At 63.8% G+C, this 23,608-nt stretch carries 25 protein-coding genes; 16 read left to right on the forward strand and 9 right to left on the reverse strand.

The annotated features are described in order from the left end of the window. Positions 1–201: 201 nt before the first annotated feature. Positions 202–867, forward strand: a complete 666-nt coding sequence (locus tag USDA257_RS29855) for an OmpA family protein (RefSeq protein ID WP_014766718.1) — start codon at positions 202–204, stop codon at positions 865–867. Between the two features lie 65 nt (positions 868–932). Here USDA257_RS29855 and USDA257_RS29860 read toward each other — a convergent pair whose 3' ends face one another. After that, entirely contained in the window at positions 933–1,985 is a 1,053-nt protein-coding gene (locus USDA257_RS29860) for a lysine-2,3-aminomutase-like protein (RefSeq protein WP_014766719.1), read from the reverse strand. Further along, the gene (epmA, locus tag USDA257_RS29865; protein ID WP_014766720.1) at positions 1,982–3,034 is read right to left on the reverse strand and encodes an EF-P lysine aminoacylase EpmA; all 1,053 of its coding nucleotides are present in this window, start codon (positions 3,032–3,034) and stop codon (positions 1,982–1,984) included. The genes USDA257_RS29860 and epmA overlap by 4 nt, the downstream gene beginning before the upstream one ends. Positions 3,035–3,195: 161 nt before the next feature. Between epmA and efp the strand changes: the two genes are divergently transcribed. From efp to mbfA, 3 genes are all read left to right on the forward strand, one after another. Continuing rightward, a complete protein-coding gene (efp, locus tag USDA257_RS29870; RefSeq protein ID WP_014766721.1) occupies positions 3,196–3,765 on the forward strand; it encodes an elongation factor P in 570 nt (189 codons plus the stop codon). Positions 3,766–3,943: 178 nt separating this feature from the next. Beyond that, positions 3,944–5,185, forward strand: coding sequence for a cyclopropane-fatty-acyl-phospholipid synthase (gene cfa1 / locus USDA257_RS29875; RefSeq protein WP_014766722.1), 1,242 nt, complete (start codon positions 3,944–3,946; stop codon positions 5,183–5,185). A 277-nt stretch (positions 5,186–5,462) separates the two neighbouring features. Next, complete coding sequence (mbfA, locus tag USDA257_RS29880) at positions 5,463–6,446, forward strand: iron exporter MbfA (RefSeq protein ID WP_014766723.1); 984 nt, start codon at positions 5,463–5,465, stop codon at positions 6,444–6,446. A gap of 107 nt (positions 6,447–6,553) precedes the next feature. Here mbfA and USDA257_RS29885 read toward each other — a convergent pair whose 3' ends face one another. Beyond that, complete coding sequence (locus USDA257_RS29885) at positions 6,554–7,174, reverse strand: transglutaminase-like cysteine peptidase (protein ID WP_041414850.1); 621 nt, start codon at positions 7,172–7,174, stop codon at positions 6,554–6,556. Between the two features lie 256 nt (positions 7,175–7,430). Then, positions 7,431–8,237, reverse strand: coding sequence for an alpha/beta hydrolase (locus tag USDA257_RS29890; RefSeq protein WP_014766726.1), 807 nt, complete (start codon positions 8,235–8,237; stop codon positions 7,431–7,433). Positions 8,238–8,455: 218 nt separating this feature from the next. Between USDA257_RS29890 and infC the strand changes: the two genes are divergently transcribed. The 9 genes from infC to pheT all read left to right on the forward strand — a co-directional run bounded on the left by infC (position 8,456) and on the right by pheT (position 17,153). Further along, complete coding sequence (infC, locus tag USDA257_RS29895) at positions 8,456–8,992, forward strand: translation initiation factor IF-3 (RefSeq protein ID WP_080605861.1); 537 nt, start codon at positions 8,456–8,458, stop codon at positions 8,990–8,992. A 180-nt stretch (positions 8,993–9,172) separates the two neighbouring features. Further along, the gene (locus USDA257_RS29900) at positions 9,173–9,838 is read left to right on the forward strand and encodes a hypothetical protein (protein ID WP_014766728.1); all 666 of its coding nucleotides are present in this window, start codon (positions 9,173–9,175) and stop codon (positions 9,836–9,838) included. Between the two features lie 187 nt (positions 9,839–10,025). After that, complete coding sequence (locus tag USDA257_RS29905; RefSeq protein WP_014766729.1) at positions 10,026–10,496, forward strand: PepSY domain-containing protein; 471 nt, start codon at positions 10,026–10,028, stop codon at positions 10,494–10,496. Between the two features lie 7 nt (positions 10,497–10,503). Then, positions 10,504–11,169: a response regulator transcription factor gene (locus tag USDA257_RS29910; RefSeq protein ID WP_014766730.1), complete on the forward strand. Its 666-nt coding sequence runs from the start codon at positions 10,504–10,506 to the stop codon at positions 11,167–11,169. After that, on the forward strand, positions 11,166–12,533 hold the full coding sequence (locus USDA257_RS29915) for a sensor histidine kinase (protein WP_014766731.1): 1,368 nt from the start codon (positions 11,166–11,168) through the stop codon (positions 12,531–12,533). The genes USDA257_RS29910 and USDA257_RS29915 overlap by 4 nt, the downstream gene beginning before the upstream one ends. A gap of 168 nt (positions 12,534–12,701) precedes the next feature. Further along, complete coding sequence (gene rpmI / locus USDA257_RS29920) at positions 12,702–12,905, forward strand: 50S ribosomal protein L35 (protein ID WP_014330719.1); 204 nt, start codon at positions 12,702–12,704, stop codon at positions 12,903–12,905. Positions 12,906–12,943: 38 nt separating this feature from the next. Beyond that, entirely contained in the window at positions 12,944–13,348 is a 405-nt protein-coding gene (rplT, locus tag USDA257_RS29925; RefSeq protein WP_014766732.1) for a 50S ribosomal protein L20, read from the forward strand. Positions 13,349–13,503: 155 nt separating this feature from the next. Next, positions 13,504–14,586 (forward strand): phenylalanine--tRNA ligase subunit alpha, encoded by a 1,083-nt coding sequence (gene pheS, locus USDA257_RS29930; protein ID WP_014766733.1) that lies wholly within the window; start codon positions 13,504–13,506, stop codon positions 14,584–14,586. A gap of 140 nt (positions 14,587–14,726) precedes the next feature. Next, positions 14,727–17,153, forward strand: coding sequence for a phenylalanine--tRNA ligase subunit beta (gene pheT, locus USDA257_RS29935; RefSeq protein ID WP_014766734.1), 2,427 nt, complete (start codon positions 14,727–14,729; stop codon positions 17,151–17,153). 83 nt (positions 17,154–17,236) lie between these two features. Here pheT and USDA257_RS29940 read toward each other — a convergent pair whose 3' ends face one another. From USDA257_RS29940 to USDA257_RS29950, 3 genes are all read right to left on the reverse strand, one after another. Next, the gene (locus USDA257_RS29940; RefSeq protein ID WP_014766735.1) at positions 17,237–17,620 is read right to left on the reverse strand and encodes a VOC family protein; all 384 of its coding nucleotides are present in this window, start codon (positions 17,618–17,620) and stop codon (positions 17,237–17,239) included. A 17-nt stretch (positions 17,621–17,637) separates the two neighbouring features. Further along, positions 17,638–17,997 (reverse strand): nuclear transport factor 2 family protein, encoded by a 360-nt coding sequence (locus tag USDA257_RS29945; protein WP_014766736.1) that lies wholly within the window; start codon positions 17,995–17,997, stop codon positions 17,638–17,640. A 158-nt stretch (positions 17,998–18,155) separates the two neighbouring features. After that, positions 18,156–19,151, reverse strand: a complete 996-nt coding sequence (locus USDA257_RS29950) for an aldo/keto reductase (RefSeq protein ID WP_014766737.1) — start codon at positions 19,149–19,151, stop codon at positions 18,156–18,158. A 190-nt stretch (positions 19,152–19,341) separates the two neighbouring features. Between USDA257_RS29950 and USDA257_RS29955 the strand changes: the two genes are divergently transcribed. Then, positions 19,342–20,232 (forward strand): LysR family transcriptional regulator, encoded by an 891-nt coding sequence (locus USDA257_RS29955; RefSeq protein ID WP_041414853.1) that lies wholly within the window; start codon positions 19,342–19,344, stop codon positions 20,230–20,232. A gap of 97 nt (positions 20,233–20,329) precedes the next feature. Here USDA257_RS29955 and USDA257_RS29960 read toward each other — a convergent pair whose 3' ends face one another. Beyond that, positions 20,330–20,821 (reverse strand): YciE/YciF ferroxidase family protein, encoded by a 492-nt coding sequence (locus USDA257_RS29960; RefSeq protein ID WP_014766739.1) that lies wholly within the window; start codon positions 20,819–20,821, stop codon positions 20,330–20,332. Between the two features lie 227 nt (positions 20,822–21,048). On the opposite strand from USDA257_RS29960, the gene USDA257_RS29965 reads away from it, so the two are divergent. Beyond that, complete coding sequence (locus tag USDA257_RS29965; protein ID WP_014766740.1) at positions 21,049–21,819, forward strand: SDR family oxidoreductase; 771 nt, start codon at positions 21,049–21,051, stop codon at positions 21,817–21,819. 30 nt (positions 21,820–21,849) lie between these two features. Next, the gene (locus USDA257_RS29970; RefSeq protein WP_014766741.1) at positions 21,850–22,479 is read left to right on the forward strand and encodes a hypothetical protein; all 630 of its coding nucleotides are present in this window, start codon (positions 21,850–21,852) and stop codon (positions 22,477–22,479) included. A 172-nt stretch (positions 22,480–22,651) separates the two neighbouring features. Here USDA257_RS29970 and USDA257_RS29975 read toward each other — a convergent pair whose 3' ends face one another. Continuing rightward, positions 22,652–23,602 carry an aldo/keto reductase gene (locus USDA257_RS29975; protein WP_041414855.1) on the reverse strand — a complete coding sequence of 317 codons (951 nt, stop codon included), beginning with the start codon at positions 23,600–23,602 and terminating at the stop codon, positions 22,652–22,654. Between the last annotated feature and the right edge of the window lie 6 nt (positions 23,603–23,608).

The following is a 23,608-nucleotide window of genomic DNA, read 5'->3' on the forward strand; positions in this document are numbered from 1 at the left end:
CAGGCAGCGATACCTAGCGCGAGCCTGTGAAGCTTCGGTTAGCGGGCGCTCTGGACAGCAATGTGGCAAAGCAAGGCGCAAATGCTGCAGTGCCGAAGCGTCGTCTATTGCCCGTCCGTGTGGAAAGCGCGGCGCCCCTTCATCTTCCTGCCGCAATCGATAGTATGAAGCACCTTTAGCACAATGGGGACCATTGATTCGATGATCAAGAAATGCGCCATCCTGGCTGTCGCGGCCATCTATCTTTCCGGATGCACGACCACCGATCCCTATACGGGAGAACAGAAGATGTCGAACACGGCCGGTGGCGCGCTGATCGGCGCGGGCCTCGGCGCCGCAACCGGCCTCCTGGTCGGCGGCAGTGCTGCCGGACGCCGTGATGCCGCGCTCGTCGGCGCCGGCATCGGCGCGCTCGGCGGTGGCCTGGTCGGCAACTACATGGACCAGCAGGAATCGGAATTGCGCGCCCAGCTGCAGGGCACCGGCGTCTCGGTGACGCGTGCCGGCGACCGCATCATTCTCAACATGCCGTCGAACATCACCTTCGCGACCGACCGCGACCAGGTGATCCCGCCCTTCTACCCGACGCTCGATTCGGTCGCGATCGTGCTGCGCAAGTTCAACAAGACGCTGATCGACGTCGATGGCCACACCGATTCGACCGGCAGCGCCTCCCACAACCAGGGCCTCTCGGAACGCCGCGCCGCCTCCGTCGCCAACTATCTGGCCGGCCGCGGCATCGATCAGCGGCGCATCTCGACCATGGGCTATGGCATGGAGCGGCCCGTCGCATCGAACGCCAGCGAGGCCGGCCGCGCCCAGAACCGCCGCGTCGAAATCTCCATCGCGCCGATCAAGCAGGGCTGAGTTCTCTTGGAAAATTGCAAAGGCCGCGTGGAGTTCCGCGCGGCCTTTTTGCTGCGTAGATCGCGTCAGCCTTGCGGCGGATAGCTGTGCTCGTTTCCGCGGAAATCGGTGACGGTGTAGCAGCCACCTCCTTCCGCCTCGATCGCGCTTGCGCTGACGACGGCCTTGCCGTGGCCGCCGGGAATGTCGAGGATATAGGTCGGCTGGCAGAGGCCCGAGACGCGGCCGCGCAGCGCGGCGACGAGCGCCTGGCCCTCCTCGATCGTCAGCCGGAAATGGCTGGTGCCGGGCGCCAGATCCGGATGGTGCAGGTAATAGGGCTTGATCCGCGTCTCGACGAAGGCGCGCATCAGGTCGGCGAGCACCCCCGGGTCGTCGTTGACGCCCTTCAGCAGCACCGATTGGCTGATCATGACGATCCCCGCATCGATCAGCCGGGCAGCGGCGGCCCGCGCTTCCTCTGTCAGTTCGCGTGGATGATTGGCGTGGAGCGCCACATAGGTCGCCTTGCCGCTGCTTTTGAGTGACGCGATGAGAATCGCATCGACGCGATCCGGCTCGACGACCGGTACGCGCGTATGGAAACGGACGACCTTGACATGGCCGATCGCGCCGAGGCGTTCCATGATTTCTTGGAGCCGCCGTGGCGAGAGCACCAGCGGGTCGCCGCCGGTGAGGATCACCTCCCAGATCTCCGAATGATCGGCGATATAGGCGATTGCCGCGTCGAGCTCGCCGGTCGTCAGCGTGCCAAGTCCCTGCGGACCGACCATCTCGCGGCGGAAACAGAAGCGGCAATAGACCGGGCAGACATGCACGGCCTTGAGTAGCACCCGGTCCGGATAGCGGTGGACGATGCCAGAGACGGGACTGTGCGCACTGTCGCCGATCGGGTCGGCCCGCTCTTCCGGCATGAGCATCAGCTCTGCCGCATCGGGCACGAATTGCCGGGCGATCGGATCATTCGGATCGTCTCGGTCGATGAGGTTTGCAACAGCGGGGCTGATGGCGATGGCGTATCGAGAGGCGACGCGGGAGATCGCTGCCTCGGCCGAGGCTTCGACCAGGCCGGCGTCGACGAGCTCGCGTGCCGTCCTGAGGGCGCGTTCCGCGGTCATCTCCTGACCTCCGTCACCGGCGTCCAGAGGACCTGGTCGATGCGGGAGGCGCCGGTCGCCAGCATCGCCAGACGATCGAAGCCGAGGGCGATGCCGCTCGCCTCCGGCATGATGGCAAGTGCCGCCAGGAAATCCTCGTCGAGCGGGTAGGTTTCGCCATAGACCCGCGCCTTTTCGGTCATTTCCAGCTCGAAGCGGCGGCGCTGTTCGGCCGCATCGGTCAGTTCGCCGAAGGCATTGGCAAGCTCGATCCCGCAGGCATAAAGCTCGAAACGCTCGGCGACGCGGCGGTCGCGCGGCGTCGGACGGGCGAGTGCGGCCTCAGTGACCGGATACGCGTCGAGGATCGTCGGCCGGCCGAAGCCGAGATTGGGTTCGACCTTTTCGACGAGCGCGCGGCTGAAGAGATCCGCCCAGCTGTCGTCGTCGGCGACGCGGAGACCTGCCTCCCGCATGGCTGCGGCCAGGCTTTCACGGTCCGTCGTGCCATCCTTCGCGAGGGAGGCGAGGAGGTCGATCCCGGCAAAGCGCGCGAAAGCCTCGACCACCGAAAGCCGTTCCGGTTCCTTGAAGGGATCGCAGCTTCTGCCCCGGTAGGTAAGAGACGCCGCGCCGGCGGTCTCGGCGGCAAGCGCGAGGATGTCGGCGCAATCGCGCATCAGCGTCTCATAGCTCTCGTCAGCGCGGTACCATTCGAGCATGGTGAATTCCGGATGGTGCAGCGGGCCGCGCTCGCGGTTGCGGTAGACATGGGCGAAACAGACGATGCGCCTTTCGCCGGCAGCGAGCAGCTTCTTGCAGGCGAATTCCGGCGAGGTGTGCAAATAGAGCGGCTGCACCGATCCGTCGGGCCCAAGCGCTTGCGTTGCAAAGGCGTGCAGATGCGCCTCGTTGCCCGGTGACAGCTGCAGCGTCGCCGTATCGATCTCGATGAAGTCGCGCTCGCCGAAGTACCGGCGCAGCGCCGACTGGATGCGGTTGCGTCCGATCAGGAAGGGGCGCCGGTCGGCATGGACATCCGGGGTCCACCAGGGTGAAGCATGCGGCATGGTCGGTTCGATCCAAGCTTTCTTTCCACGCGAATGCCGGCTCAGGCTGGCTATTTGCCCGGAATTAGGGTAGTGGCGGCGCGAAATCGAAATTTTCGCGTCCTTTCCGGGCCAGTCGCGGCCCGCGCGTGTCGCGCATACCTCTGTTACAAGGAAGACTAATGGTCAAGGTCATCGCTTCTTCGGTCCGCAAGGGCAACGTTCTCGACGTCGACGGCAAGCTTTATGTCGTGCTCACCGCCCAGAACTTCCATCCGGGCAAAGGCACGCCGGTCACCCAGGTCGACATGCGCCGCATCTCCGACGGCGTGAAGGTCTCGGAGCGCTATCGCACCACCGAGCAGGTCGAGCGCGCCTTCGTCGAGGACCGCGAGCACACCTTCCTTTATGAAGATGGCGAAGGCTTTCACTTCATGAATCCCGAAAGCTACGACCAGCTCGTCATGACCACCGAAGACATCGGCGATTTGAAGGCCTATCTGCAAGAGGGCATGGCGGTGATGCTGTCGATCCACGAGGGCCTCGCGATCGCCATCGACCTGCCGCGTCACGTTATCCTCGAAATCACCGAGACCGAACCGGTCGTCAAGGGCCAGACGGCTTCTTCATCCTACAAGCCGGCGGTCCTCTCAAATGGCGTGCGCACGCTCGTGCCGCCGCATATCCAGGCGGGCACCCGCGTCGTCATCGCCACGGAAGACGGCTCCTATGTCGAGCGCGCCAAGGACTGAATAGCGCGCTCACCGCTATCGAAAGGGGCGGCGGGCTTTGCCTGCCGCCCCTTTATTTGTGCTTTCCACAACTCAAGATGCGATCGCGGAAACCCTGCAAAATTGAGCGTGCATTTTAGGGGCCCGCTGTTTAGGGTCACGTGCCGCCGCTGGAGGCGGGACGAGATCGAGGGATTGCATGTTTCCACTGTCGCACATGATGAAAGCCTTCATCCGCAAGGGTAGCCTGACGGTGATCGACGCCGACGGCAAGAGGCACGTCTTCGCCGGAGAGCAGGGGCCGAGCGTCACGATGCGGCTGACCGATAAGCGGCTCTATCGCAATCTCGTCCTCAATGCCGAGCTCGCCGCCGGCGAGGCCTATATGGACGGGACGATGCGCTTCGAGGAGGGGTCGACGCTGCGTGACTTTCTCACGCTCTTCTCGATCAACCGGCTGTCGCTCGGCTCCTATCCGCTCCAGAAGCTGTTGCGGGCGATCAAGATGCGCTTCCGCAAGCGCCAGCAGGCAAATCCAAAGGGCAAGGCGCAGCAGAACGTCGCCCATCACTACGATCTCGGCAACGATTTCTACAAGCTGTTCCTCGACGAGAACATGCTCTATTCCTGCGCCTATTTCCGCGACCCGGACGAGACGCTGGAGGCGGCGCAGCGCAACAAACTGCGGCTGCTGGCCGCGAAACTTTGCCTGAAGCCCGGCATGAAAGTACTCGACATCGGCTGCGGCTGGGGCGATCTGGCGCTCTATCTGGCGACGCTCGAAAATGTCGAGGTCCTCGGTGTCACCCTGTCGAAGGAGCAGCAGGCGCTTGCCTCCGAGCGAGCCCGCGCTGCCGGCATGGCCGACCGGGTGCGCTTCGAGCTGAAGGACTATCGCGATGTCGAGGGGCCCTTCGACCGCATCGTCTCGGTCGGTATGTTCGAGCATGTCGGCGTGCATCACTACGACGAGTATTTCAAGAAGCTGAACGCTCTGATGCCGGATGACGGCCTCGCCGTTCTGCACTCGATCGGCCATATGAGCCCGCCCGGCATGGCGAGTCCCTGGCTCAGGAAGTATATCTTCCCGGGCGCCTATTCGCCGGCCCTGTCGGAAGTCTTCGAAGTCGTCGAGCGCAACAGCCTGTGGGTGATGGATCTCGAATTCCTGCGCGTCCATTACGCGACGACGCTTGCCCATTGGGGCGCGCGTTTCGAGGAAAATCGCGACAAGGTCATTGCGATGTATGACGAGCGCTTCGCCCGGATGTGGGAGTTCTACCTGATCAGCGCCGAAATGATGTTCCGCACCGGCAGCCAGCTGGTCTTCCACATGCAGCTGTCGCGCTCGCGCGATGCGGCGCCAATCGTGCGCGACTACATCACCGACCAGCAACGCGCCTATATCGAGCGGGAGAAGGCGCTGGATCTGTCGATTTGAGGCCTCACCTAACCTCTTTCGGTCACCCCTCCCCAACCCCAACGGGGAGAGGCTTACTTTCGGCACCTCCTCACCTCATTCTTGTTGTTGCCACAGGCTCGTGTTTCGGGAATGGCAGGCGGCCGCCCGAGCGCCAAAGCCCTCTTCACTATAGGGAGGGGTTGGGGCGGGGCATGTCCTTTCTCCGCGTTTGTGGATAGACCTGCCACCAAGCATCTTGACGGTCTGCCCGGCGACTTCTATTTCTTTAGAATTATTCTAAAGAAGGTTACTGCTGGTGTTTTCCCGCCTCTTTTCCCGTTCCAAGCGCCCGTTTCTGTCCTTGAGCGAACAGGAAATCCTGGCGCTCGCCATCTCTTCGGAAGAGGATGACGGCCGCATCTACCTCGCCTATGCGGATGCGCTGCGGGAAAAATATCCGCACTCCGCCAGGGTCTTCGAGGCCATGGCCGAAGAAGAGAGCCACCATCGAAAGACCCTGATCGACCTGCATGTCGCTCGCTTCGGCAATCGCATTCCGCTCATCCGGCGCGAGCATGTGCGCGGCTTTCCGGAGCGCAAGCCGGACTGGCTGATTGCCGAGATGCCGATCGAAAGGGCACGTGCCGAGGCGGAGGCCATGGAGGAGGCGGCCCACCGCTTCTATATCGAGGCGGCGGCACGAACGCGCGACGCGGCGACGCGCAAGCTGTTGGGGGATCTGGCGATCGCCGAGAAGGCGCATGAATCTCTCGCGCGCCGTCTCGGCGAAAGGCATACACCCGCCGACGTCCGCGCCGAGGAAGACCAGACATCGCATCGCCAGTTCATTCTTACCTATGTGCAGCCGGGCCTGGCAGGCTTGATGGATGGTTCGGTTTCGACGCTGGCGCCGATCTTCGCCGCCGCTTTTGCAACTCAGGATACCTGGCAAACCTTCCTGGTCGGGCTTTCGGCCTCGGTCGGTGCGGGCATTTCCATGGGTTTCACCGAAGCCGCCCATGATGATGGCAAGCTTTCCGGCCGCGGCTCACCGGTCAAGCGTGGCCTCGCCTCCGGCATCATGACGGCGCTCGGCGGTCTCGGCCATGCGCTCCCCTATCTGATACCGCATTTCTGGACGGCGACGGTGACCGCGGTGGCGATCGTTTTCTTCGAGCTCTGGGCCATCGCCTTCATCCAGAACCGTTTCATGGAAACGCCATTCCTCAGAGCGGCCTTCCAGGTCGTGCTCGGCGGCGGCCTGGTGCTGGCGGCCGGCATCGTCATCGGCAATGCCTGATGCAGCTTGCCGAAAACTGCGCAGTGGTCTTGGGAACATGCGTATGAACGGACGGCATGAAAAAAGGGCCGAGAACCGGCCCTTCTTCATTCGAATTGTCTGGCTGCTTATCTGCCGACGGAGCCGACGAGCACCTCGGCGCTGTTGTCGATCGTGACCCAGCGGCCGCTATTGTTGGAAGCCTGGCGCTTCAGGAAGCGGTAGGGCGTATTGGTCCAAAGCCTGACACCGTTGTCGAGATTGTCGAGGACGAAATCGCCCTGGGCGGTGCGCACCGTCAGCACCGCATGGCCCTCGCCGTCGGGTTTGCGCACCACGGTCATCAACAGATTGCCGGCAGCAAAGCCGCGCTGCATCAGGCGCCGGCGCTTTTCGAGCGCGAAATCCTCGCAGTCGCCCCGCCCTTTCGGATAGGACCAGACCTCGTCCCTGCCGAGAAGCTCCTGGTCGGTGACCGGCGAAATCTCGCGGTTGACGGCGGCGTTCACCTGCCGGATGACGGCCCAGCCGCCTGCCGTGACACGCGGCGGCGCGCCCGCCCGAGACCGGACGCCGCATTCACTCCTGTTCTTCTGGCAGAACTCGAAATGCCCGATCGGCTGGGAAGTTGCCGAGCCGGTCTGCATCCAGGGAGTGGATCCCGACTGTGCGGGAATTGCCATGCTTGCCGAAATGAAAATTGCGCAGAATGCCGCGACGCCTGTCTTTACCCCGGTCCAAAATGCCATACAGATCCCCTGCAAGCGCGTGCGCCGCACGCGCAATCTCAAGTTGATGACAGCTTTTGTAGGCTTCCCCTAGCGCTGCTCTAATCGTTAACAAAGAGTTAATATGCTCGGACCGTGTGAGTCAATCTACCGATTCGTCGGATTGACCTTTATGGTTAAGATCACCCATCGAAAGACAGCGGAAGCCCTGCATTCCGGGCCATCCGGGATGCGTTCTGAAATGGGGTCGGAGTGTTAACGGAAGCCGGCCGGGGACTCAGGCCTTGGCAAGCATGGCGCTAATGGCCTGTTTCAGTTTGACGATGTCTTCCTCGCGCGACAACCGGTGGTCGCCGTCACGAATGAGGGTCATGACGACGTCGTCCGCCGGCATGTGCTCCATGAGCTTCAGCGCGTGCGTATAGGGCACATCCAAATCGCGCATCCCCTGAAGAATATGCACCGGGCAGCCCGTCTCGATCGGTCCCTTGAGGACCCGGTTTTGCCGCCCGTCCTCGATCAGGGCGCGGGTGAAGATGTTGGGCTCGGGGCTATATTCCGACGGCTCCTCGAAATAGCCCCGTTCGGCAAGCGAAGTCCGCTCGGCCGTCGTCAGATTGGGTTCGATCAGCTCGGCGGTGAAGTCCGGGGCGGGGGCGATCAGCACCAGGCCGGCCACACGTTTCCCTTGGCCGCGCGCCCTCAGTTCTTCGATAAGGCGCAGGGCGAGCCAGGCACCCATGGAGGAACCGATCAGGATCATGCGCCCGGCGACCGCGTGATCGACGACGGCGAGGCTTTCTTCGAGCCAGCGTGAGATCGTGCCTTCTTTGAAGTCGCCGCCGGAAGCGCCATGGGCGGAATAGTCGAAGCGGACGCAGTTCGTTCCGACCGCTTGCGCGTGACGTTCGACCTCGACCGCCTTCGTGCCGGTCATGTCGGAGCGGTAGCCGCCGAGCCAGACGAGGGCGGGGCTTTCCGAGGCCGGTTCGGCGCTGAAAACCCGCATGGCGATGCTGCGCGCCGCACCGGCCGTACCCACCATTATCCGCGTGATTTCGGTTTCGGCCGGCATCGCTGACATCGCTTATTTCCTCGCAAACACCCGTTTCGATCAGATATCCTGCCAAAAACAGATTCGCCAGAGCCTCGATGGTGGTGATTTTCCTTGCGGGCCATGCTATTGACTCTGGAGCCGCAATTCACACATTGCCGTCAGTGACTGTTTCAAGCGCCAAGTTTGAGATGACGCTGATCGTTTGATTGACCAGTATACGTAAACAGCTCGAGGAGAGTACGACCATTCGCAGACCGTTCAAAGCGGACGCCCCAGTCAAGGAAGGGCCGCGCGCAAACAAGGAAATCCGGGTCCCCCGGGTTCAGCTCATCGACGCCGAAGGCCTGAATTTGGGCAGCGTCCCGATCGATCAGGCGCTCCGCATGGCGGAAGAGTCCGGTCTCGATCTGGTGGAGATCGCACCGAATTCCGAACCGCCGGTGTGCAAGATCCTCGATCTTGGCAAGCTGAAATACGCCAACCAGAAGAAGGCGGCCGAGGCGCGCAAGAAGCAGAAGATCGTCGAGATCAAGGAAATCAAGATGCGCCCGAACATCGACACCCACGATTACGAGGTGAAGATGAAGGCGATGAACCGCTTCTTCGAAGAGGGCGACAAGGTCAAGGTGACGCTGAAGTTCCGCGGCCGCGAAATGGCCCACCAGGAGCTCGGCATGAAGCTTCTGCTGCAGGTCAAGGACGATACCCAGGCGATCGCCAAGGTTGAAGCCGAGCCGAAGCTGGAAGGTCGCCAGATGATGATGGTGCTTGCGCCCAAGTAAGGCACGAAAGCGTGGATCGCACGTGAAAGCAATCCAATGTAAAAGGCCGCCGTGAGGCGGCTTTTTTCGTTCCGGCGCACCGTTGCCGGCGCCTGACAGAATGCTGACAGCCGTGCTCAGCCGCCTGTCAGTTGCCAAATGCCAGTCTCTGCCCGTTCCGAAACAAGGAAGGGTAAAGATATGCACAGCGCATTCAAAAAAGTGCTGCTCGTTTCCACAATGAGCTTGTTCGGCGTCGTTGGAGGGCCAGTGACGATGGCTCTTGCGGATACCGGCGCGGCCAGCAGCTTCGAAGCCGGACCTAACGGTGGCTTCGACACCAGCAGCCCCACCACAGTCGGCGAAGGTGGATCCGGTGGCGGACAGGACACCGGCACGGGCGGCGGACAAGACACCGGCACCGGTGGCGGTGAAGGCGGCGGCACCGGCGGCGAAGGCGGCGGCACCGGCGGCGAAGGCGGCGGCACTGGCGGCGAAGGCGGCGGCACCGGCGGCGAAGGCGGCGGCAGTGGCGGCGAAGGCAGCGGCGGCGAAGGCGGCGGCAGTGGCGGCGAAGGCGGCGGCACTGGCGGCGAAGGCGGCGGCAGTGGCGGCGAAGGCGGTGGCAGTGGCGGCGAAGGCGGCGGCACCGGCGGCGAAGGCGGCGGCACTGGCGGCGAAGGCGGCGGCACCGGCGGCGAAGGCGGCGGCACTGGCGGCGAAGGCGGCGGCACTGGCGGCGAAGGCGGCGGCACCGGCGGCGAAGGCGGCGGCACTGGCGGCGGACAAGACACTGGCACCGGCGGCGGGCAGGACACCGGCACCGGCGGCGGGCAGGACGGCGGCGGAACTCCGACGGCGAACTGATCCGATTCCGACCTGAGCCCTTAACTGCGGCGGTGGCTGTCCCATCGCCGCAGACTTCCTCAAATTCGTGCCTCTCGCATCACTCCTGCTGCGAGGGGCACGCCCGTTTCAGTAAGAAAATCGACGTTCCACCCCTGTTTCCGTCACTTTTCTGGCGGATGCTGCGGCGACCTATGTTGAGGGGATAATGAGAGACCATATCTGCCTGGAGCGCGCCGCACCGCCTCGTCCCGCTTCGCTCATGCGCCGGAGTCTGGCCGCATTTGTTTGCTGGTCGGTTGCGTCCTGTGTCGTGCCGTTCTCCGCGAGCGGCGCGGCTTTGGCCGATGACGGCAAGACCGGCCGCGGCAACTCGGATGCCGGCGGCAGCACCGGCGATACCGGCACCCGAGGTGATCGCAGCACGGCAGCCCCGGAGAACGGGAGTCGGGAAACGAGAAGCCAGGAGGATGCGCGAGACGCCGTCGTCAAGGGAGAGATCCTGCCGCTGAGCAAGCTGCTCGCCTTGGTGGATCGCGATCTCTACGGCATGGTCATCGCGGTTGATCTGGTGCGGTACATGGGAAGCGACGTCTATCGGCTGAAGACGCGGGATGGCGCGGGCGTCATCCGCGACCTCCGGATCGATGCGCGCACCGGCAGTTTCGTGAAATTCTGAGGCAGACATGCGCATACTTCTGGCAGAGGACGACCTCAACATTGCTGGCCATGTCCGCGGGAAACTCGAGGCTGAAGGCTATGCGGTCGATACGCTTGCCCACGGCCCCGACATCTGGGAGCGCGGCGAAGACGGCGGCTATGCAGCCATCATCCTCGACCTCGGCCTGCCCGGCCTCGACGGATTGTCGATCCTCAAGCGGTGGCGTCTCGACGGCGTGGAAACGCCGGTGGTGGTGCTGACCGCCCGCGGATCCTGGATGGAGCGCGTCGACGGGTTCGAGGCCGGCGCCGACGACTACATTCCCAAGCCGTTTCGCGCCGAGGAGCTGCTGGCGCGGCTGAGGGCGCTTCTGCGGCGCGCCGGCCCGCGATTCCAGATCATCAAATCGGCGGGCCGCTTCACGCTTGACGAGGCGACCCGCCGGGTCACCTTCGACGGAGAGGCGCTTGATCTCAGCCCGCTCGAATTCCGGATGGTCGCCTACTTCATCGAACGCAAGGGCGAAGTGCTGTCGCCGCTCGAACTGGCAAGCCATGTCCAGGGACGCGACGACGACTCCGCCAAGAACGCCGTCGAGGCGATGATCGCCCGGCTGCGCCGCAAGACCGAGAGCCGCGCCATCGAGACGCGACGCGGATTCGGCTATCTCCTGCCGGACGACCCTTCATGATGCGCTCGCTGCGGCTGCGACTGGCGGTCGGAGCAGTGATCGCAATCGGCCTCGTGCTGCTCGTAGCGTGGCTTTCCCTGACCCGGCTGTTCACCGATTACGTGGTCGGGCGGTACCGCGGCGAGATGATGACGATCGTCGACACGCTCGCTGCCGAACTCGCCTTGCAAGAGGGCCAGCTTATGCTCGCGCGCGAGCCGGCAGATCCGCGTTTCGACCTGCCGAACGGCGGCCGCTACTGGCAGGTCTCACCCGTCGACGGCAGTCACCTGCGGTCGCGCTCGCTCTGGGACGTGGCGATCGATGCCGACGCTCCGGTCCCTTCGCGCTACGAGGGTTTTACCATCAGTGAAGGTCCGGACGGACATCCGATGCTGGTCCACAGCCAAAGCCTGTCGCTTGGCGAAGGTGCCCCGGCGATCCGGTTCGTCGCGTCAGCGGCGTTTCCTAAACGGGAACTCGACGAAGCGCTGGGCGATTTCCAAGCGGCGCTGCGGCTGATGCTGCTTGCGACCGCCGGGCTCCTGGCCGCCGCCGCCTTTTTCCAGAATGCCATCGGGCTCAAGCCGCTCCGCCGCCTGAGCGAGCGGGCGGCCTCGGTGCGCGCCGGCCGCGACCGGGATTTCGGAACCTCCGGCCCAAGCGAGGTGCAGCCGCTGGTCAGCGAGATCAATCTCCTCCTGAAGGAACGCGAAGTGGCGGTCGAGCGCGCGCGTGCCCGCGCCAGCGATCTCGCCCACGGCCTCAAGACGCCGCTGACGGTGCTGGCGCAGCTCGCGGAGCGGCTTCCGCCGGAGGATCGCGCCTTGGCGCTCAGACAGGTGGAACTCGCCCGCCAGCGGGCCGACCGGCAGCTGCAGGCCGCGCGCATGGGCGTCGAGCGAATGGCGACGACGTCGGTCATGGGCCTTGGCGGCAAGCTCGTCAGTGTCCTTCGTCCCGTCACCGCCGAGCGGGATGTCGCCTGGGAAGTTTCGATCGACAGCTCGCTTTCGCTCGACGTCGATCCGGCCGACCTTGCCGAATGTCTCGGCAATCTGCTCGACAACGCCGCGAAATGGGCGCGTTCGTTCATCCGCTTCTCGGCACGCCGGGCCAACGGCGCCATCACCATCCTGATCGAGGACGACGGGCCTGGCATTGCCGAACAGAACCGCGTGGCGATCCTCAGACGCGGTGCACGGCTCGACAGCACCGACGACCGAGAGCCCGAAGGCGCGGGACTGGGTCTCGCGATCAGCGCCGACATCGCCGAGGCCTATGGTGCCTCCTTGACCCTAGAGCAGTCCGACCTCGGAGGACTGAGAGCCCGGCTGACCTTTCCGGTCAGGGTCGTGCGGCTTCCGGTGCGCGATCCCGCCTGAGCCGCGGCTCAGCGTATGCCATGATCAACGGGCGGCTTGCGCTTTTGCAGGACTTCGGCTACAAGCCCCCCGTCCGAACGGTCCGGCAGGGCATGCCGTGGCCGTTCTTAACGCTGGAAACCAGCCTCGTCAGCCGGTTTCGCATATCAAGAACAATGGAGTAGCAAAATGCCCAAGATGAAGACGAAATCGTCTGCCAAGAAGCGGTTCAAAGTAACCGCGACCGGCAAGGTTCGAGCTGCCGCTGCTGGCAAGCGCCACGGCATGATCAAGCGGTCCAACAAGTTCATTCGCGACGCACGCGGAACCATGGTTCTCGCAGAGCCTGATGGCAAGAAGGTCGTCAAGAATTACCTGCCGAACGGTCTCTAAGACTTCAGGCACATTGGACACGTTAAGGAGATCATGACATGGCACGTGTAAAACGCGGCGTAACCGCTCACGCCAAGCACAAGAAGACGCTCAAGGCCGCCAAGGGTTTCTACGGCCGCCGCAAGAACACGATCCGCGCCGCCAAGGCAGCGGTCGACCGTTCCAAGCAGTACGCCTACCGCGACCGCAAGGTCAACAAGCGCAATTTCCGCGCCCTCTGGATCCAGCGCATCAACGCTGCCGTCCGCGAGCACGGTCTGACCTATGGCCGCTTCATCGACGGCCTGAGCAAGGCAGGCATCGAAGTGGACCGCAAGGTTCTCTCCGACATGGCGATCCATGAGACGGCTGCATTCACGGCGCTCGTCGAAGCCGCCAAGAAGGCGCTCGCCTATCTCAAGGAAGCCGGCACGGCAAACGAGTTTGAAAGCGCTGTCCGTTAAGCCAGCGTTTTCCCAAGACCGTTTCTGAAATTGTTGGGAAACCCGCGCTGGCAGGGCTGGCGCGGGTTTTTCTTATTCGGCGCACTGCCAGGCGATCACATCGCTGAAGTGTTGAACCGATAGACCGAACCAATCCCGCATCGAGGTAGGACAGAATGAGCGAACTGGAAACTTTGGAACGGACATTGCTGGCGGAAATCGATGCCGCCGCCGACGAGGGGGCGATCGAGTCGTTGCGCGTCGGTGCGCTCGGCAAGAAGGGTTCGATTTCGGAGCTCTTGAAGACGCTCGGCACGATGAGCCCCGAGGAGCGCCAGACGCGCGGCGCCCGCATCAATGCCCTGAAGAATACCGTTTCCGATGCGATTTCGGCTCGCAAGCTCGCCCTCAAGGATGCGGCGATCGCCGAGCGGCTGGCGCGCGAGACGGTGGATATCAGCCTGCCGGTCCGCTCCTCGCCTGCGGAGCGCGGCCGCATCCATCCGATCAGCCAGATCGTCGACGAGATCACCGCCATCTTCGGCGACATGGGCTTCTCGATCGCCGAGGGACCGGACATCGAGACCGATTACTATAACTTCACGGCGCTGAACTTCCCCGAGGGCCATCCGGCCCGCGAGATGCACGACACTTTCTTCTTCCAGCCGGACGAGAAGGGAGAGCGTAAGGTGCTGCGCACCCACACCTCGCCGGTGCAGATCCGCACGATGGAGGCTCAACAGCCGCCGATCCGCATCATCATTCCCGGCAAGACCTATCGCCAGGATTCCGACGCCACCCATTCACCGATGTTCCACCAGGTCGAGGGACTGGTGATCGACAGGACGGCGAACGTCGCCAACATGCGCTGGGTGCTGGAAGAGTTCTGCAAGGCTTTTTTCGAGGTGGACCAGGTGACGATGCGCTTCCGCCCGTCCTTCTTCCCCTTCACCGAGCCGTCCTTCGAGGTCGATATCCAGTGCGACCGCTCCGGCCCGATCGTCAAGTTCGGCGAAGGCAAGGATTGGATGGAGATCCTCGGCTGCGGCATGGTGCATCCGAACGTGCTGCGCGCCGGCGGTCTCGATCCGGACGAGTATCAGGGCTTTGCCTGGGGCATGGGCCTCGACCGCATCGCCATGTTGAAATACGGCATGCCGGACCTGCGCGACTTCTTCAACGCCGATGTCCGCTGGATGACCCATTACGGCTTCCGCCCGCTCGACATGCCGACGCTGTTCGGCGGTCTTTCGGCCTGATCGCTCGCGCTACTGCATGTTTCCTTAAATCCTAGCCGATTTAAGGACAAAAACATGCAGCAATTCAAAGTGCTATAGCGACCTTTGCGCGTCTGGTAAGACGCGCGGCGCTGTAGAATTCTTAGGACACAGGTGAAATCATGAAGTTCCCGCTCTCCTGGCTGAAGGACCATCTGGAAACCGACGCCTCGCTCGAGGAAATCTGCGCGCGCCTGACGATGATCGGGCTCGAGGTCGAGGGTGTCGACGACAAGGCCGCCTTCAAGCCCTTCGTCATCGCCAAGGTCATTTCCGCCGAGCAGCACCCGAACGCCGACAAGCTGAGGGTGCTGATGGTCGATACCGGCAACGGCTCACCGGTGCAGGTCGTCTGCGGTGCGCCAAACGCGCGCAAGGGCCTCGTCGGCGCCTTTGCCGCGCCGGGCACCTACGTGCCGGGCATCGACGTGACGCTGTCGGTCGGCAACATCCGCGGCGTCGAAAGCCGCGGCATGATGTGCTCGGAAAAGGAATTGGAGATATCCGATAACCACACCGGCATCATCGACCTGCCCGAGGATGCGCCGGTCGGCACCAGCTACGCCGCCTATGCGGGCCTCGACGATCCGATGATCGAGATCAACCTGACGCCGAACCGGCCGGATTGCACCAGCGTTCACGGCATTGCCCGCGACCTCGCCGCCTCCGGCCTCGGCACGCTGAAGACAAGGCCGGCGCCCTCCTTCCCGGTCGAAGGCGAAACGCCGGTCAAGGTGCGGCTGGAGCTCGGTGAGGACAAGCATCTCTGCCCCGGCTTTGCGCTGCGTCTTGTGCGCGGCGTCAAGAATGGCCCGAGCCCGGTCTGGATGCGCCGGCGGCTGACGGCGATCGGGCTTCGGCCGATCAACGCATTGGTCGACATCACCAACTACCTGACCTTCGACCAGGGCCGGCCGCTGCACGTCTTCGACGCGGCCAAGGTCAACGGCAACCTGACGGTTCGCCGGGCAAAGGAAGGCGAGAAGGTGTTGGCGCTCGATGCCCGCGAATACACGCTGTCGCCCGCCAATGTGGTGATCACCGACGAGGACGGCATCGAATCGATCGGCGGCATCATGGGCGGCGAGCATTCCGGCTGCGACGAGGCGACCACCGACGTGCTGATCGAGTCGGCGCTTTGGGACCCGATGAACATCGCCAAGTCCGGCCGCACCCTCGGCATCATCACCGATGCGCGCTATCGCTTCGAGCGCGGTGTCGATCCGGAATATATGGTGCCGGGCCTCGAACGGGCGACCGAACTGGTGCTGGAGCTCTGCGGTGGTACCGCCGCGAAGCTGGACGTCGTCGGCTATGAGGGCCATACGCCCAAAGTCGTCGACTTCCCGGTCTCCGAGGTCAAGCGGCTGACCGGTCTCGAGGTCTCCACCGAGGAGAGCGTTTCGATTCTCGAGGAGCTCGGCTTCGGCGTCGAGGGCTCCGGCGAGCGCTTCCGCGTCACCGTGCCCTCCTGGCGACCGGATGTCGACGGCAAGGCGGACCTGGTCGAGGAAGTCATGCGCATCCATGGCGTCGACAACATCGTCGCGGCCGCCCTGCCGAGCCACAACGCCGTCAACGGCAAGATCCTCACGACCTTGCAGATCCGCACCCGCCAGGCGAGACGCGGGCTCGCCAGCCGCGGCATGCTAGAAGCGGTCACCTGGTCGTTCATCTCGGAGGAGCAGGCGAAGCTCTTCGGTGGTGGTCAGCCGGGGCTGAAGCTCGCCAATCCGATTGCTGCCGACATGTCCGACATGCGGCCGTCGCTGCTGCCGGGGCTTTTGACCGCCGCGCAGCGCAATGCCGACAAGGGCTATGGTGACGTGGCGATCTTCGAGGTCTCCGGCACCTATGAGGGCGACACGCCCGAGGCGCAGCGCCGCGTCGCCGGCGGCGTCCGCCGCGGCACCGCCTCCCTCAACGGCGCCGGCCGGCTCTGGTCGAACGCGGTGAAGGGCGGAGGCAAGCCGGTCGACGTCTTCGACGCGAAGGCCGATGCGATCGCGGTGCTCGAAGCCTGCGGCGTGCCGATGGCCAATGTCCAGTTCGAGGCCGGCGGCCCGGACTGGTACCATCCCGGCCGCTCCGGCACGATCAAGCTCGGCCCGAAGATCGTGCTCGGCGCCTTCGGCGAGTTCCACCCGAAGACGCTCGACGCTCTCGATGTCTCCGGCCCGATCGCCGGTTTCGAGATCTATGTCGATGCGATGCCGGAGCCAAAGAAGAAGACGACGCGCACTAAGCCGGCGCTTGAGCTCTCGCCATTCCAGGCGGTGAAGCGCGACTTCGCCTTCGTGGTCGACAAGGAGGTCGAGGCGGCCGCTGTCGTCCGGGCCGCTTCCGGCGCCGACCGCAAGCTGGTAACCGGCGTCAATGTCTTCGACGTCTTCGAAGGCGCCTCGCTCGGCGAAGGCAAGAAGTCGATCGCCATCGAGGTGACGATCCAGCCGGTCGAGCGCACGCTGACCGACGAGGATTTCGAGGCGCTGACCTCGCGCATCGTCGCCATTGTGGCGAAAAGCACCGGCGGCGTGCTTCGCGCCTGAGTATAGATCGGTTTTGGAGAAAGACTCCTCCCCAACACCCCACCTGTGGGGAGGGTTGGGGAGGGGCATGTGGCTGACGATCGTCAATCGCTTGGCTGCAGCAATTCTATCCTGTTACCAAACGGATCGCTCATATAGCGACGGACAAACCCCGCGAGCGGCTCGTCTTCCGTCGCGTCGAATCCCGCTGCCGCAAGCCGTGCGACCAGCACGAAAAGATCATCGACAACGAAGGCCGGGTGCGCCTTGCGGGCGGGTGAGAATTCCTTTTCAACACCGAGATGGATCTTGAGGCCGGCTTGCTCGAACCAGCAGCCGCCGCGCGCCGCGAGATTGGGCGGCTTGGTCACTTCCGGAATTCCGAGCAGGCCGGCATAGAACCGGCGCGCCTCCGCTTCGCCGCCTTCCGGCATGGCGAGTTGCACATGGTCGATTGCGACGACCTTGCCGGATGCGCCTTGCCGCATGATCCTTGGAATAGCCCCTACGTGTGGCGATGCCAGACCTTGTTGACGATCAGCCAACGCCCGTCGACCTTGAGCAGGGTCAGATAGTCCGTATAGCGCGCGCCGCCGAATTCATCGATGACCTTCACGCTCGCTGCGTCGCCGGTTATATGGATCAATTCCACCTCCATGAGCGGCTGCGTCTCCGGCGGCGCCGAGCCCTCCGTCACGACAGCGGCGATGAAGGCGTCACGGCTCAGCCATTCAACCGAATCCTGGTAATTGCCAACGATCGAGGCGCTCGGGTGAAAGGCCTTGCGCAGCGCCGCCTCATTGGCGAACGCCATTCCGTCGACATAGAGATGGACGACTGCGCTGATGGCCTGCTCATCGGACATACCTCATTCCTCCGTTCCTGGAGCGGCCAAAACACAACATTGTTGCGCGTGATTGAAGCTCTTCCGCCTCCGATGCCGCTCCAGCCATCGTCAAGGCGGACACATCATAGTTAGGGTATCGCAACGGAATTGCGATACCCGCGGCCGGTAGCCGGTTTTCAGCGGTTCGTCAGCGCCAGTGACGCCTCGGTGTATCGGCTGCCGGCGACGAGCGTCGGGGACAGTGCCTCGCCGAGTTCGGCACGTTCCTCTGCAGAGAGGACGATATCGGCGGCGGCGGCGTTCTGCTCCAGATGCTCGAGCTTGCGGGCGCCGGGGATCGGCACGATGTTGTCGCCCTGGTTGACGCCCCAGGCGAGTGCCAGCTGGGCGGCCGTCACCTGTTTCTCGGCGGCGAGCCTTTGCAGCTTTTCGACGAGCGCGGCATTGGCGTCGAAGTTCTCCACCTGGAAGCGTGGCAGCGAGCGACGGAAATCGTCGTCAGCGAGGTCCTCGACCTTGCGAATGGTGCCGGTCAGCATGCCGCGCCCCAGCGGGCTATAGGGGACAAAGCCGATGCCGAGTTCGCGGCAGGTGGCGAGCACCTCGTCTTCCGGGTCGCGCGTCCAGAGCGAGTATTCGCTTTGCACCGCCGCGATCGGATGCACCGCGTGGGCGCGGCGGATGGTGGTCGCACTCGCCTCGGAAAGCCCGATCGCCCGTACCTTGCCCTCCTTCACCAGCTCCGCCATCGCGCCGACGCTTTCCTCGATCGGGACGTTCGGATCGATGCGGTGCTGGTAGTAGAGATCGATGACGTCGGTGTCGAGCCGCTTCAGCGAAGCCTCGGCGACAGCCTTGGCATTTTCCGGCCGGCCGTCGACCCCCTTGATCGCCTCCGCGGCCGGTTTGCCCGGCTCGATCAGAAAACCGAATTTCGTGGCGATCACCACCTGGTCGCGCCTGTCCTTCAGCGCCCGCCCGAGGAGCTTCTCGTTCTCATAGGGCCCGTAGACCTCTGCCGTGTCGAAGAAGATGACGCCAAGCTCGATGGCGCGATGGAGCGTTCGGATCGATTGGCGTTCGTCGGCCTCGCCATAGGCAAAACTCATGCCCATGCAGCCGAGGCCGATGGCCGAGACGGTGAGTTCATTGCCGAGCTTGCGGGTTCTCATGGGATTTCCTTTCCGGCTGGAATGCGCTTGGACGCGTCACGCAGAAGTGGCTGCGTCGAACATGCGGGGCGATCGTCTGGGTTGGCGCCGGTCGGTTCGCGGCGCCCACGACGACCAGGGAAAGATAGGTCTCTCGTCGGCGCCTGAAAATCGCTGCCAATTCTCACAGCTTGTTCTATTATTTCGATCAATGAATCGCACCCAGCTCTCCCAGCTCGCCGTCCTCTCCGCCGTCGCCGCCCATGGCAGTTTCCGCGGCGCGGCCAAGGAACTCGCCATTGCGCCGTCGGCCGTCAGCCACGCCGTCGCGAGTCTCGAAGCGAGCCTCGGGGTCCGGCTGCTTGCACGCACGACGCGCAGCGTCGCGGCGACAGAGGAGGGCAGACGGCTGCTCGACCGCCTGCGGCCGGCGCTCGACGAGATTGCCCACGCGCTGGAATCGGCGGTGGATGCGCGGCAACGCCCGGCCGGCAATCTGCGGATCACCGCGCCGCGCTTTGCCGCCGACCTCATTCTGGCGCCGCGGCTCGGCGACTTTTTGACGCGCTATCCGGATATCGTGCTGGAGATCGCCAACGAGGACGGCTTCACCAATATCGTCGAGGCGGGTTTTGATGCGGGCATTAGGCTAGGCGAGAGCTTGGAGGCGGACATGATCGCGGTGAAGATCGGCCCGGATCTGAAGAGCGCGGTTGTCGCGTCGCCCGGCTATTTCGAGCGATTTCCGCGGCCGCTGCACCCGCGCGACCTCGCCGCGCATCGCTGCATCCGCCGGCGCTTTTCGAACGGCACGATTTATCGCTGGGAGTTCGAGAAGGATGGCGAGGAGATCACGGTCTCGGTGAATGGCCCGCTGATCGTCGGCGAGGACCGGCCGATCATCAAGGCGGCAATCGGCGGCGCGGGCCTCGCCTACCTTTTCGAGCCGCGCGTCAGCGGCGATCTGGCGGAGGGGAGATTGCTGCGGGTGCTCGAGGATTGGTGTGCGCCCTATGCCGGCCCCTATCTCTATTACCCGAGCCGTCGCCAGATGCGTCCGGCGCTCCGGGCCTTCATCGATTTCTTCCGGCATACGGATTGAGCGGCGACCGGTCCTCTCCGGTCGCCGCTGCAGCAAAAGTCGCTGTAGAACTTTGAATTGCTGCATCGGTTCCAATTAAGGAAACATGCAGTAGCGCTCATGCGGCTTTCTTGTTCGATTTCGCCGTCGCGAGCTTCGTCAGATCCTGGTCCGTGACGACCTCTTCCTTCAGCGTTGCGTCGAGAAGCGGCACCGCGTCCTTGAGGCCGATGGTCTGCGCCCAGGTCTTCAGGGTGCCGTAGCGAGCGATCTCGTAATGCTCGACGGACTGCGCGGCGGAGATCAGCCCGGCGTCAAGGGCCTGCGTGCCCTTGAACTCGTCCATGATCTCCTCGCCTTCGGCAATGATCCCTTCGATCGCTTCGCAGGTTTTGCCTTGCGCGCGCTTGCCGATCAATTCGAAGACCTGCTGCAGCCGCTCGACATGGGTTTCGGTCTGCTCGCGGTGCTTTTCGAACGCTGCCTTGAGCTCCGGTGCCTGCGCGCTGCGTGCCATCTTCGGAAGAGCCTTCAGGATCTTGCGCTCCGCATAGTAGATGTCCTTGAGCGCGTCGTAGAACAGGTCGTCCATTGTCTTTTCCTTGGGCATTGTCGATTTCCTTCCTTGTCCGGTGGGGAGGTTGGCAGTGACGCCCAATCAACATCAGACAGAGGCATTTGTTCCTGCCTTGGGGAAAATGCGTGCTTGTGCGGTCTTTCCACCCGTCGACCTCCTGCAGGTGCGGCCACTTTCGCTGCACGGAAATCGGGTGGCCGCAACAACTGCCATCTGGGATCTTTCCGCTCGTCAACGACAACAGGCGCGAGGAAAGTGGAATGTCGAGACTTGAAGGAAAAGTGGCGATCGTGACGGGTGCAAGTTCGGGAATAGGCCGCGCGGCCGCCTCTCTCTTTGCGCGCGAAGGCGCAAAGATCGTGATCGCCGCAAGGCGAGGCGAGGCTCTCGAGCAGCTCGTGGGCGAGATCATCGAAGAAGGCGGTGAAGCGGCAATGCTTGCCGGCGACCTGCGCGACGAAAGCCCGAACAAGGCGCTGGTGGACCTGGCGCTCGGCCGCTTCGGCGGATTGGACATTGCGTTCAACAATGCCGGCGCCCTGGGCGCCATGGGCGAGATCTCCTCGCTGTCGCTCGAGGGATGGCGCGAGACGCTCGACACCAACCTGACCGGCGCCTTTCTCGCCGCCAAGCATCAGGCTCCGGCCATGCTTGCTCGCGGCGGCGGTTCGCTGGTCTTCACGTCGAGCTTCGTCGGCCACACGGCAGGGTTCCCGGGCATGGCCGCCTATGCGGCCAGCAAGGCTGGGTTGATCGGCCTAGTGCAGTCTTTGGCGGTTGAGCTCGGAGCCCACGGCGTGCGCGTCAATGCATTGCTGCCGGGCGGCACCGACACGCCCGCCAACGTCGCGAACCTGCCCGGTGCTTCTCCCGAGACGCGCGGCTTTATCGAAGGCCTGCATGCGCTGAAGCGCATGGCGCAGCCGGCGGAAATCGCCGAGGCCGCGCTTTATCTTGCCTCCGATGCTGCTAGTTTCATTACCGGCACCGCATTGCTGGTCGATGGCGGCGTTTCGATCAGCCGGACATGAACGGCTCGTGCGAGCGGCGCGGAGGGAAGAATGAAGAAACCTGGATCGATGAAGTCGCTGGAGGATGTCGGCCGCATACGCCTGTCGAAAAACTTCTTCCTGCGCGATTTCCTCCATTCGGAGATCGCCGATTTCTATCGTATTCCGAACATCCCGGACGATGCGGAGCTTGCCGTCGAGGCCGGTCGCAAGCTCTGCGAGGAGCTTCTCGAACCGCTGCAGGCGACCTTCGGGCGGCTGCACATCCGCTCCGCCTATCGCAACCGCGCCGTCAACGAATTCGGCAATGCCAACAAGCTCAATTGCTCGACCAATGCCTCGACGGCGGCCGATCATATCTGGGACATGCGCGATGCGGACGGCTGCATGGGCGCCACCGCTTGCATCGTCATTCCCTGGGTTTGGGACCGGGAGCGTAGGGAGGGCGGTTGGCAGAGCCTCGCCTGGTGGATCCACGACCACCTTCCCTATGCCTCGCTCTGCTTCTTCCCGAAGCTTTGGGCCTTCAACATCCAGTGGCACGAGCGGCCGCAACGGAGGATCCGCAGCTTCGCCGAACCGCGCGGCCTCCTGACGAAACCGGGCATGGCCAATCACGAAGGCAGCCATGCGTATCTATACCCGGGCTATCCGCCGCTTGCGAACGTGGCGGGATCGTAAGCTTCATCCCTCCCCAACCCCCACAAGGGGGAGGGCCTAGCACCCGCCGTCTCGGCCAGTGCCGCCTTCAACATCCAAGATCGTGGAACCGCCGAGACATGAGTGGAGCGGGCGCGGCATCGCAAGCCCCTCACCCTTGTGGGGAGGGGTTGGGGAGGGGCTTTTTCGGCCATTACTGGCTCACGTCGTTCAGCCGCTGTATCGCCGCCTCCGTCAGCGTGAGCTCCGCCGACCTTACGAGGCTTGCCAGCTGATTGAGATTGGTGGCGCTGGCGATCGGCGCGGTGACGCCGTCGCGGGCGATGATCCAGGCGAGGGCGATCTCCGCCTGTTTCGCGCCGGTCTCCTCGGCGATCTCGTCGAGCACGCCGAGAATGCGCATGCCGCGCCCGTCGAGGTATTTTTCGACCCCGCCGCCGCGCTCCGAGCCTTCGAGATCCGTGTGCGAGCGGTATTTGCCGGAAAGAAAGCCGCGAGCCAGGCTAAAATAGGTGATGACGCCGATTTCCTCGGCGAGGCAGAGGTTGCGCAAGGCGCCGTCATAGGCGGCGCGGTCGTAGAGATTGTATTCGGGCTGCAGCACGTCGTAGCGCGGCAGGCCTCTCGCCGCCGCGACATCCAGGGCATCGCGTAATTGTCCCGCATCGAGGTTCGAGGCGCCGATCGCCCGCACCTTGCCCTGGCCGAGCAGCGTCTCATAGGCGGCGAGCGTCTCCTCGTAGGGCGTTTCGGGATCGGGCCAGTGCGACAGATAAAGGTCGATATAATCGGTCTGCAGGCGGCTCAGCGAGTCCTCGACCGCCTGCAGGATCCAGCGACGCGAGAGCCCCTTGCGGCCGGGGCCGAGTTCGGAGCCGACCTTGGTGATAATCACTGCCTTGTCCCGCGCGCGCCCGGACTGCTTCAGCCACTTGCCGATGATCGTCTCGGATTCGCCACCCTGGTTTCCCGGGACCCAGGAGGAGTAGACATCCGCCGTATCGACGGCATTGAAGCCCGCATCGAAAAAGGCATCGAGTAGGGCGAAGGACGTTCTCTCGTCCGCCGTCCAGCCGAAGACATTGCCGCCGAAGACGAGCGGTGCAATTGAAAGATCGGTACGGCCAAGCCTGCGCAATTCCATGGTTTC

The sequence above is a fragment of the Sinorhizobium fredii USDA 257 genome, from assembly GCF_000265205.3.
Classification (GTDB): Bacteria; Pseudomonadota; Alphaproteobacteria; order Rhizobiales; family Rhizobiaceae; genus Sinorhizobium; species Sinorhizobium fredii_B.

Excerpts from the sequence above, each read along its gene's own strand:
- USDA257_RS29855 (WP_014766718.1), top strand. The coding sequence starts at position 202 with ATGATCAAGAAATGCGCCATCCTGGCTGTCGCGGCCATCTATCTTTCC.
- USDA257_RS29860 (WP_014766719.1), bottom strand. The coding sequence starts at position 1,985 with ATGACCGCGGAACGCGCCCTCAGGACGGCACGCGAGCTCGTCGACGCC.
- epmA (WP_014766720.1), bottom strand. The coding sequence starts at position 3,034 with ATGCCGCATGCTTCACCCTGGTGGACCCCGGATGTCCATGCCGACCGG.
- efp (WP_014766721.1), top strand. The coding sequence starts at position 3,196 with ATGGTCAAGGTCATCGCTTCTTCGGTCCGCAAGGGCAACGTTCTCGAC.
- cfa1 (WP_014766722.1), top strand. The coding sequence starts at position 3,944 with ATGTTTCCACTGTCGCACATGATGAAAGCCTTCATCCGCAAGGGTAGC.
- USDA257_RS29885 (WP_041414850.1), bottom strand. The coding sequence starts at position 7,174 with ATGGCATTTTGGACCGGGGTAAAGACAGGCGTCGCGGCATTCTGCGCA.
- USDA257_RS29890 (WP_014766726.1), bottom strand. The coding sequence starts at position 8,237 with ATGTCAGCGATGCCGGCCGAAACCGAAATCACGCGGATAATGGTGGGT.
- USDA257_RS29900 (WP_014766728.1), top strand. The coding sequence starts at position 9,173 with ATGCACAGCGCATTCAAAAAAGTGCTGCTCGTTTCCACAATGAGCTTG.
- USDA257_RS29905 (WP_014766729.1), top strand. The coding sequence starts at position 10,026 with ATGAGAGACCATATCTGCCTGGAGCGCGCCGCACCGCCTCGTCCCGCT.
- USDA257_RS29910 (WP_014766730.1), top strand. The coding sequence starts at position 10,504 with ATGCGCATACTTCTGGCAGAGGACGACCTCAACATTGCTGGCCATGTC.
- USDA257_RS29915 (WP_014766731.1), top strand. The coding sequence starts at position 11,166 with ATGATGCGCTCGCTGCGGCTGCGACTGGCGGTCGGAGCAGTGATCGCA.
- rpmI (WP_014330719.1), top strand. The coding sequence starts at position 12,702 with ATGCCCAAGATGAAGACGAAATCGTCTGCCAAGAAGCGGTTCAAAGTA.
- rplT (WP_014766732.1), top strand. The coding sequence starts at position 12,944 with ATGGCACGTGTAAAACGCGGCGTAACCGCTCACGCCAAGCACAAGAAG.
- pheS (WP_014766733.1), top strand. The coding sequence starts at position 13,504 with ATGAGCGAACTGGAAACTTTGGAACGGACATTGCTGGCGGAAATCGAT.
- pheT (WP_014766734.1), top strand. The coding sequence starts at position 14,727 with ATGAAGTTCCCGCTCTCCTGGCTGAAGGACCATCTGGAAACCGACGCC.
- USDA257_RS29940 (WP_014766735.1), bottom strand. The coding sequence starts at position 17,620 with ATGCGGCAAGGCGCATCCGGCAAGGTCGTCGCAATCGACCATGTGCAA.
- USDA257_RS29945 (WP_014766736.1), bottom strand. The coding sequence starts at position 17,997 with ATGTCCGATGAGCAGGCCATCAGCGCAGTCGTCCATCTCTATGTCGAC.
- USDA257_RS29950 (WP_014766737.1), bottom strand. The coding sequence starts at position 19,151 with ATGAGAACCCGCAAGCTCGGCAATGAACTCACCGTCTCGGCCATCGGC.
- USDA257_RS29955 (WP_041414853.1), top strand. The coding sequence starts at position 19,342 with ATGAATCGCACCCAGCTCTCCCAGCTCGCCGTCCTCTCCGCCGTCGCC.
- USDA257_RS29960 (WP_014766739.1), bottom strand. The coding sequence starts at position 20,821 with ATGCCCAAGGAAAAGACAATGGACGACCTGTTCTACGACGCGCTCAAG.
- USDA257_RS29965 (WP_014766740.1), top strand. The coding sequence starts at position 21,049 with ATGTCGAGACTTGAAGGAAAAGTGGCGATCGTGACGGGTGCAAGTTCG.
- USDA257_RS29970 (WP_014766741.1), top strand. The coding sequence starts at position 21,850 with ATGAAGAAACCTGGATCGATGAAGTCGCTGGAGGATGTCGGCCGCATA.
- USDA257_RS29975 (WP_041414855.1), bottom strand. The coding sequence starts at position 23,602 with ATGGAATTGCGCAGGCTTGGCCGTACCGATCTTTCAATTGCACCGCTC.